Raw genomic sequence first — 8,614 nt, 5'->3', positions numbered from 1 at the left:
GGGACAAGGCACTGAGTTCCGAATTGAAATTCCCATGCAGCCGGTTCAGATGACATCCCATGCTGCATAATCTAACGGGTTAGCTCATATCTGTCTTGGGAGCCTGGATTTAGGGGCAAAGGGAACCCATGCTGCCTAAAGCCAGCGCTTCAGTTTTGATGTTATTTTATATACACAAACCGGGTTAAATGTCAATCGCATCCTCGCGGATTTTTGCCTAGTTTGGAAAATTTATCATCAAAATTAATCGGTAACGATGTCTCAATAAAAATACATGATTCTTGATGTTAGAATTTTTCGAGTCAATTTTCCGGGGTTTTAGTGCGATCGGCAAAATTCATCGCTCCAAATACCCGCTCAGTTGCCTAAAATTAGAATATAGACCGGCACGGTTGAACAGGGCATCGGTCAGCGTCAAAGAAAACCGCGACGACCCACCCCCAGACAGTAAACCGCTTAACGGAACTGACCGGGACAGCAAACCAAGACCCCATCCCATCACAAGGAGTATTGTCTGATGGTAGTATCTACCAACAAAAAACCGGCTGCAAACTTAGAATCGAATCGTCAGCCAAAGCAGCACCAAAAGCACAACCACTATGGCTTTCAGGATTTCTTTTCATTTCACCCTGACACCGGGATTGTCACCGACTGGAATCAGGGACGAAATACCTTGACCAGCGAAGACTTTATTATTGGCTTAGTCGAAGGGTTAGAAGAAGAAGTCGGCAGTGCCGCCTCGGTGATCATGTACACCATTGGCTGCGAATGGGGGACCAAAGATGCCGAATTTTTCAAAAAGTGGTTTGAGAAAGAATATCAGCGGGATATTCGCCAAGCGAACCTAATGTTTTTGCTAGAAACCTGGTGGTGGCCCTTTACCGCCCAAGGATGGGGACGCTGGGAAGTCGATCTGAGCGATCGCAAGCATGGATTTATGTTTATCAACCTCTTTGATTCTGCCGTCGCCCGCACCCTCGGCGATGTCGGCAAACCCGTCTGCTACATCTACGCCGGTTTATTTGCTGGATTCTTCACCTGCTTGGTCAACAAACAGTTAAGCTGCATCGAACTGCAGTGTTACTCAATGGGTGAAACCTACTGTAAATTTTTACTCGGCAGTCAGGACCGCATTGATGCTGCTGCCTTCTGGCAAAATGAAGGAGCCACTGCTCGGGATATCCAACAACGGTTAGAAGTCGGAGAACGCTTACGATGAATAACGGCAAATCGTTATTACAACTGTCCGTCCAAGAATATTTTAGTCAATGTAACTGGCAAGGAGAACCCCTAACCCAAGCTGACAACGGACAGCGGACCGACCCCGCCGGACGGTGGACCTTGGTCGTCGGGGATTATTTCCGTCTGCTGCCTTGGGAAGGGACCCCGGAAGTCGGTTCCTTTCCCAAACCCTCATCCTCTGCCGGGACCGCTTCCTCATCACAAGAGGAAGTGACCCTGATTGATTTACTCGAAGCCTTTTAGGACTTTTCACCGGGACTGAAGTGGCGACGGCAAACAGCACCTTAGCGACTGTTTTTCTTGAAATTATCCAATCCTCAAACCCAGGTCAGAAGACAACCATGCACCCCGAGATTGCGCGACTGCTAGAGCAAGCTGAACAGCGTTATTTACAGACGAATGAACTCGAACTCTTTCGACGCTATGCGGTATCCTTAGCTAGACGCATGGAGACCTATGAAATCCTCCGAGACAAAGAAGAACAGATTTTTCAACCCGTAGCCGATCGCCTTGTCGCCGCCTTTCCCGATGAACGCCAGGACCTCCTAGAGCGATCGCTCAAACACTGGCTGTTGATTAGTCGCTACTGTGGGACTGCCATGCTATTAAGTGACCCCGACTTTCTTGCCTTGCGCCTGAAAGATTGGATGACTGGATTAGTGCAAACTCACCAAACCCAAACCATCGAACACAAATTGTACGAGTTATTACTTCAAGGGGTAAAAGCAGAACTTTCCGACAAACACTTTCCTCTGATTCAACCCTTATTTGAGAAAGCCAAAGCCGTGTTATTGGAGGAGACTCAACCTCAGTAATCCACCCTCCAACTCATCCCCCAAAATATCCCAAACCCCGAATTCCTAAGCATAACACTATGATTTCTATTTCCAACCTGCTGAAAGAACAACAACTCCCGGGCAATTATTTTGCTTATAACGTTTATGTGAAAGGTGACTTAGAACTCGGACTCCTGGAAAATCGCCGTGGCGATCGCCTCCTCGCCATCCCCGAAACCTTAATTTCCGCCATCTATAGCGGACTCGAACATGAAACCGGATCCGCCGCCCGCCTCGTCCTCTTCAACTGCGGTAAATGGTGGGGCAAAAACTTTTATGTGAGATTTTGTGAAGAAATATCCGATTACTATGGAAAAACCATCTCTCAACTGGAAATGGTTCAATTCATTCAATGCTTTCAGCAATTTTGGAAAACAATGGGTTGGGGTAGCTTTGAATTAAATCAAGACCATTATCAGGATGGATTCTTGATCATCATTGCCAAAAATTCCCCCTACGCAGACCAAGCCCCAAAGTGGAATCGTCCCGTCTGTTTTTTAGAAGCAGGAATCTTAACTGCCTTTTTCAGTCAATTAACAGGTCGAGACCTCCTCTGCCTCCAAACCACCTGTGAATCATTAGGGTCCGATTACAACCGTTTCATCCTCGGACTCAGCGATCGCATCAAACCCGCAGAACCCTGGGTCCTAGAAGCCCAAGACCACGAAACCATCCTACAAAACCTCTGCAACCCCCCCCAATAACTCCCCAGTTCGTAGTAACAACTTCAGTCGTTTCTTTCTTTCTTTCTTTCTTTCTTTCTTATGTTCGTAGTAACGACTTCAGTCCTTGCTACCAATAGAATCCTATTCTGACTGTAAAAAGATGCCTAATCCGTTGTGGATGCGGGGGATGATGCGGGGGGGATGTTCTAGGAGTTGACCGCCTAGAAATAGGGTGGTGGAACCGCCTCCATCTAGGTTGAGGGCGTTGACGGACCCTAACTGTTGCATGATTTGGGCCATTTCCATGAGGGTGGGTCCGGGTCCGTTGGTGCGGTGGTGGACGATCGCAATTACTAAGCGACCATCATCAGTTTGACCGATCGCACTTCGCGAGGCTTTTCCTTCAATAAAGTTTTGATTGAATTGTTCCGCCTCCGGATCTAACACAATCCAATTATTGTTGACTAACACAGGCCCCGCCCCTAAAATGTGAGGATAGATGTCAAAATAGGAGGGGACAGTCACCCGATTAATCAGGACCGAGGTGCCGATGGGGAGTCGCGGTAAGGCGGAGGCAAAGGACCGTAAGGTGAGCAAAAAACCAGTTTCGGGAATGGCAAAGGTGCTTTCTCCAGCTTTTTCCCCTTGGAGGTGTTCGGTAACTTTCCCCCTCTCAACGACTACGATGATTTCGTTATCAATTAAGGTCGTATAGGTTTCTCCCCACTCTGGTGTATAGCGAGAAATCCCGGCTTTGACATAGCCACTATTTAAAAATAAAATAGGTAAGTCTTCTCCCTGGGCAGTGGTGAGGGTTTCCTCTAAGCTGAGGCGTCCGATAATTGCACTTCCGGAATCATTCCAGGCGATCGCCCCTCGGTTGAGGATGGGACTGGATAACCATCGTCCATTTTCACGGATTGCACCCAAAGGGAGTTGATTGTTGCGATTGAAAAATCCCCCGTTAATGGCAGCATGGGCACCGAGGCGATCGGCAATTTGACTAAGTTCGGCAATGCCAGGTAAACCGGGATTGGCGGTAATTGGTTTGAGTACGGTGTTGGAGGCGTTGCGATGGTTGAGTTCTAACCAGACGACGGGAAAGCGACTGTCGGCGACTTCGAGGAGTTGCTGTCGCCAACGGACTCCTGATGCCCAGAGGATGTTACGCTCAGTGACAACATCGGGTTGAATGTCGATGATTAAGCGATTGGGATTGCGATCGGTCCAGACTCGGGGTCGCCACATCTGGGGAATCTGCAATCGTAAGGTGGTGCGATCGCCGCTTGTATCCATTAATCCCGCAAATCCAGTCTGTCCCAAGGTTAAAGCAATGGTTCTTTCCCCTGCGGAATCAGGCGCTGGTGTGAGATTTTCCTTGGCGATCGCCCTGGCATTGAGCAGTTCCGGCGTGAGAGTGGCATCGATGGTAATCACAAATTCTTGTAGCGGCAAGGCAGGAGGGCGACTGTCTTGCACGCCATCGGGATTCGGGTCTTCCTCTTGGGGAGTCCGTTCAATCGGGGTAGAAGAGACGGTAAACAAAGGAGTGCCATTGAGGTCCAAAACGATGCGATCGCCCCAGGATTGTTCTGGTTGTTCAATCCCCGCCACCGTCGCCCCAGGTGAGGTCACTTCCAACATTTGCCCCGAGTCTCGCAACTGCCACCCCAATTGCTCTGCCAGGGGAGTAATATCCAGGTATCGTCTGCCTTGACTCCAGAGCACGGGTAGATTCAACGGTTGTAATTCCGGGTCCGAGAACCAACGCACGGGCTGAATTCGGGCATCATCGGTATTTAATAACTCTACCCCCATTTGCTGCATCAGGTCCATCTCCGTAAACCCGTAGCGAATTTGGGTGGGATGACCATCCGGGGACCAGGCAATCCAACTCAGCGATCGCCGTTGTCCATTCCAACTCAGTTCCGTTCCCTGGCGGATTAGGCGGTTGCGATCGCCTTGTGCCACCGGAGAGAATCCGGGTTCTATGTCAGAACCCGTTGACATCACCTCGGGACCCGAGGAAGAAACCACAGGGGTAGCATTCCCAACGGCGGACCCCATGAGAGACAGGGCCACACCACAGAGCAAAGAAACAGCAAACCCCGGACCCATTTTCCAGGGTTTGCCGGGGATGGAAAATAGGGAGTCAGGACGTTGAATTAGGCGATCGCCTTCTCCCCCTTGGAGAAGTAAGGACAGCAGCATTTTCGGGTGTTTGCGAACCACAGTTATCCTCGACAAGTAGATCCATCGGATAGGAATTGACTCAACCCCCAATTATAGCCGTCTTGTTTCTTAGAAATGGGTACAGCGGTGAGAAACCGGATTTCTTGACCAACGCTTTGCTCTCTTTGGCAACCCCTGCGTTACAGAAACACGGTTTTGGGTCTAGGTTATCTCATCCAGTCGCGATCGCCTAGACCCCTTCAAACCGCCGCCTGTAAAAACCACAAGTCAGATGTTCCTAAATCGGAGCACTCAAAACCCCGGACAACCTGACTTATCTATTTTGCGATCGCACCTGGGGCGCTGCTGCGGCACCATAGTTCACCCGACAACCAATATTAAACAAACTGGAACCGCATTCCAACGGTACCACCTGCCCTTTTAACATGGCACTGCAACTGACATATCCATCATTATTGGTATCCTTAATCATGCATTCAATGGGCGCCGCACCCGCACTAGAGGCCCAGGACCGCATTCCCATTCCCGCCACCGTATGATTCCAGAAGAACAGGAGTAAAAACAACCCCAGGACCGCGAGTCCGATCGCGGATCCAATCAGCCCAAATTTGATCCGCCAATCCCCTAACAGTCTTTGAAACACATTGGGCGCAATGGTTTGCACCTCAGTGGGGTTCGTATTATTTTCTATCTGTGGTTCTTGCATAGTTGTTTCCGACAAGTTTGGCTCTATGGTCTCAATTTTATCGTGAGTTCTCAGGAAAAACCCTCCCCCCATCTCGGTAAAATCTCAAAAATACCGAAGATAACGACTGAAGTCGTTACTACAAACTAAGATAAACCATCTCCCCCCTGTTCGTAGTGACGAACTCCGTCGTCATCCCCAATCCCCAACCACCGAAATGCCCGTCGCAATTGGGCTAAATCCGTCAGAATTAAAAGTGCGACTCTGGCGGTGAAAAAATACCACTTCATCCATAAAGCGACTCCCCCTCCCATGTGAGCATAATGAATTTTATTCGGGGAAATCAGATAACGCACGGGACCGATCGCATCGATTTCAGTCTTCAGACTCTTCGTAATGGCGATCGGGGAATGGCACCATAACTCCAAACCCTCTTCGGTGATGTAGGGTTTTGGTCTCCAAACCCTCTTCGGTGATGTAGGGTTTTGGTCTCCAAACCCTCTTATCGGAGTTGGATCTCGGCACCAATCACCCGAGTGTCATCTAACTGGTTACCAACGACCCTTAAAGTTGGCGCTTGGGCGGTGTTATGAATGTCATACCGATGATTGTTTTTGAAGGTATTGTTTCCCGAAACGGTTTCTGTTCCTAAATCTGGCTGAGATTCCCCGATCGCCACCAATCCATCCCGGCTGTTGTTGGCGATCGCATTCTCTCGCAAAATCGGACGGGAAGAATGAGAAATAACCAACCCATCAATATTATTCCGAATCTGATTATTCACCACTAAGGGGCTAGAATTTCCGCCGATTGCCAAACCAAAGCCGGTATTTTCTATTACATTATCTCGAATTTCTCCCGCCGCTTCATGGGTGAGAGAAATCCCATTTCCGCCATTTTCAAAGATGCGGTTATTCTCAATCATCGGCGTTCCGGTTCCGGTGACAAATATTCCTTCGCGGCCACTTTTTGTCGCGGTACTATTGCGAATTCTGGGGTTAGTAGATTCTACCCAAATTCCCGTTCCCGATTGATCGGGATTCGTGACAGTGATGCCAGCGATTTCCGTGCGATCGCCCGGGAGAATGGTGACCTTTTGTTTACCCCAGGTGGGACTGAGGTAATCCCCACCCCCGATAATCGCCACCCCTTGTCCCTGCTGTCTTTCGTTGCCTCTGAGGGTCACCCCCGCTTTGATTTTCAAAGGGAAGGTTTCCCCAGTTTCTTCGCTGTATTCCCCCGGCGCTAATTGGATCACAGTGCCGGGAGAAGATTGGGTTAAAGCATAGGCGATCGTCCGAAACGGTTCGGTTTCTCTCTCTCCTGCGTCAGGGGTATCGGTTCCCTGAATTGAGTCTACATAAAGAATTTGCTTAAATGCAGGATTGCGTTTGGGAAACTGGGGAGATTGTCTCTCAACGGAGGGATTTTCGCTTAGGGGTCCTTGCTCTGGGTTGACGATGAAAATACATCCACCTAGAGAGAATGCGAACAAGGCGAGGGCGACAGGTTTGATTCGATTTAACATTTTTCTTGACTTTTCCTTAAACGATGAATCAAATAATTTGAGTTATCCCATAAGCGGGGGTTGTAATCTGGACTATTTTAAGGGATGAAAAGTTGCTTTCAGTGGCACTTAATGGAGAGTTGGCGCGTCTGTAAAATCATCAGGGCTAGACGAGGGACACCGAGGTGAATTCCTGATGGAACAATCATAGCATCAAAAAAGTGCCTCAGATTTTAGCAGTGATGGCGATCGCCACAACCTGTGTTGTAAATCACAGAAAGGTTGATAGAGCGATCGCTTATGTTTAGAGATATCGATCCGGATCTTTTGTGTCTGCGATCGCAAGTTGAATTAGATCTCGATCGCTCACCATTCTTTAAAAAAGCTTCATAATAAAAATATAGAATTTAAGGAATAAAATGCTATGAATCCCTCCATTAAACTTCTGCCCCATGCGATCTCCGAACTGATGGCCCAAGTGAGCGCCACCCGGAAAATTACCCTCGCCGATCGCTATGGATTGATGGCGGCTATTTTAGAAGAATCTTTGGAGGAGGAAGATAGGTTCTCAATTGACCGACTCCTGCGAGCTTTAAGGCGAGGGCGACTACAAATCGTTGATGAGATTTCTTCTTTACTCTTTAGTGGGTGAGGGTAGGCATCAGTAGATCAAGCCTTTTTACCCGGGGTAATCCCTGCTCCTCTACCCTCACCTGTTTTGGCCTCAAACCTGTAAACTAGGCCATTATCCTACTGCTGGTTCTAACAGTTGGATTATTCCTTGGTTGGCATCAATTTCCACCTCAACGCCGACAGGAACCGTAAATTTATCTCTAATATGACCGATAGCTGACCCATACCAGGCGGGAATTCCCAGGGGGCGGATCCAATCGGATAACACCTGGGGTAAAGTCAACGAAGGTTCATCGCCTTCCCCCGCTTCACATCGAGTACATTCGGCAAAAATAAATCCGGAAATTTTATCGAGAATTCCTGCTAATTTTAACTGCGTTAACATTCGGTCCACCCGATAAATATCTTCCCCTATTTCTTCGACAAATAAAATTTTATTCTCCCAATCGGGCAAATAAGCCGACCCTACCAATGCGCTTAAAACCGATAAATTTCCTCCCACTAATTGACCTCGGGCTTTACCTCCGGTGATAGTTTGGTGGCGAGTCAGGGGAGGATTTTGCATCCGCACAGGTTCGGCATCCAGCAACAGGCGTTGAACGTAATTGACCGAAAATGGATTCCAAACCGAGGTGGCAACGGGACCATGAAAGGTAATAATGCCACTGCGGGCATAAATTGCCAGTAATAATGAGGTGATATCGCTATAACCCATAATAATTTTGGGGTTTGAACGGATTAAGTCATAATTTAATAAGGGCAAAATGCGATTAGATCCCCAACCCCCGCGCATGGTTAAAAGTGCTTGGACAGAGCGATCGGCAAACATCGCATTCACATCCGCAGCGCGATC

The 8,614-nt window shown here is 48.5% G+C and carries 10 protein-coding genes; 5 read left to right on the top strand and 5 right to left on the bottom strand.

Translation table 11 applies throughout. From position 1 onward, the window contains the following. Nucleotides 1–517 precede the first annotated feature (517 nt). From J0895_RS20755 to J0895_RS20740, 4 genes are all read left to right on the top strand, one after another. The gene (locus J0895_RS20755; RefSeq protein ID WP_207089900.1) at nucleotides 518–1,219 is read left to right on the top strand and encodes a V4R domain-containing protein; all 702 of its coding nucleotides are present in this window, start codon (nucleotides 518–520) and stop codon (nucleotides 1,217–1,219) included. Then, entirely contained in the window at nucleotides 1,216–1,485 is a 270-nt protein-coding gene (locus J0895_RS20750; RefSeq protein WP_207089899.1) for a hypothetical protein, read from the top strand. Before J0895_RS20755 ends, J0895_RS20750 begins: the two co-directional genes overlap by 4 nt. 98 nt (nucleotides 1,486–1,583) lie before the next feature. Further along, nucleotides 1,584–2,057, top strand: a complete 474-nt coding sequence (locus tag J0895_RS20745) for a globin family protein (RefSeq protein WP_207089898.1) — start codon at nucleotides 1,584–1,586, stop codon at nucleotides 2,055–2,057. A gap of 59 nt (nucleotides 2,058–2,116) precedes the next feature. After that, nucleotides 2,117–2,782: a V4R domain-containing protein gene (locus J0895_RS20740; protein ID WP_207089897.1), complete on the top strand. Its 666-nt coding sequence runs from the start codon at nucleotides 2,117–2,119 to the stop codon at nucleotides 2,780–2,782. 102 nt (nucleotides 2,783–2,884) lie between these two features. Here the strand turns inward: J0895_RS20740 and J0895_RS26865 are convergent, their stop codons facing one another. The 4 genes from J0895_RS26865 to J0895_RS20720 form a co-directional block, all read right to left on the bottom strand. Continuing rightward, nucleotides 2,885–4,975 (bottom strand): phosphodiester glycosidase family protein, encoded by a 2,091-nt coding sequence (locus J0895_RS26865; RefSeq protein ID WP_207089896.1) that lies wholly within the window; start codon nucleotides 4,973–4,975, stop codon nucleotides 2,885–2,887. A 274-nt stretch (nucleotides 4,976–5,249) separates the two neighbouring features. Continuing rightward, nucleotides 5,250–5,642 carry a hypothetical protein gene (locus tag J0895_RS20730; RefSeq protein WP_242541466.1) on the bottom strand — a complete coding sequence of 131 codons (393 nt, stop codon included), beginning with the start codon at nucleotides 5,640–5,642 and terminating at the stop codon, nucleotides 5,250–5,252. A gap of 125 nt (nucleotides 5,643–5,767) precedes the next feature. Beyond that, entirely contained in the window at nucleotides 5,768–6,049 is a 282-nt protein-coding gene (locus tag J0895_RS20725) for a hypothetical protein (RefSeq protein ID WP_242541465.1), read from the bottom strand. A gap of 74 nt (nucleotides 6,050–6,123) precedes the next feature. Further along, nucleotides 6,124–7,149: a DUF1565 domain-containing protein gene (locus tag J0895_RS20720; RefSeq protein ID WP_207089894.1), complete on the bottom strand. Its 1,026-nt coding sequence runs from the start codon at nucleotides 7,147–7,149 to the stop codon at nucleotides 6,124–6,126. 403 nt (nucleotides 7,150–7,552) lie between these two features. On the opposite strand from J0895_RS20720, the gene J0895_RS20715 reads away from it, so the two are divergent. After that, complete coding sequence (locus J0895_RS20715; protein WP_207089893.1) at nucleotides 7,553–7,780, top strand: hypothetical protein; 228 nt, start codon at nucleotides 7,553–7,555, stop codon at nucleotides 7,778–7,780. A gap of 93 nt (nucleotides 7,781–7,873) precedes the next feature. On the opposite strand, the gene J0895_RS20710 is transcribed toward J0895_RS20715, so the two are convergent. Further along, nucleotides 7,874–8,614 (bottom strand): S66 peptidase family protein (locus J0895_RS20710; RefSeq protein WP_207089892.1); only part of this gene is annotated, 741 nt, incomplete at its 5' end.

Origin of the sequence: Phormidium pseudopriestleyi FRX01 (genome assembly GCF_017313335.1) — a bacterium.
GTDB lineage: Bacteria > Cyanobacteriota > Cyanobacteriia > Cyanobacteriales > Laspinemataceae > Laspinema > Laspinema pseudopriestleyi.
This window is presented reverse-complemented; position numbering and strand designations above follow the sequence as displayed.

Coding starts and splice junctions, on each gene's coding strand:
- J0895_RS20755 (WP_207089900.1), top strand. CDS start 518: ATGGTAGTATCTACCAACAAAAAACCGGCTGCAAACTTAGAATCGAAT.
- J0895_RS20750 (WP_207089899.1), top strand. CDS start 1,216: ATGAATAACGGCAAATCGTTATTACAACTGTCCGTCCAAGAATATTTT.
- J0895_RS20745 (WP_207089898.1), top strand. CDS start 1,584: ATGCACCCCGAGATTGCGCGACTGCTAGAGCAAGCTGAACAGCGTTAT.
- J0895_RS20740 (WP_207089897.1), top strand. CDS start 2,117: ATGATTTCTATTTCCAACCTGCTGAAAGAACAACAACTCCCGGGCAAT.
- J0895_RS20730 (WP_242541466.1), bottom strand. CDS start 5,642: ATGCAAGAACCACAGATAGAAAATAATACGAACCCCACTGAGGTGCAA.
- J0895_RS20720 (WP_207089894.1), bottom strand. CDS start 7,149: ATGTTAAATCGAATCAAACCTGTCGCCCTCGCCTTGTTCGCATTCTCT.
- J0895_RS20715 (WP_207089893.1), top strand. CDS start 7,553: ATGAATCCCTCCATTAAACTTCTGCCCCATGCGATCTCCGAACTGATG.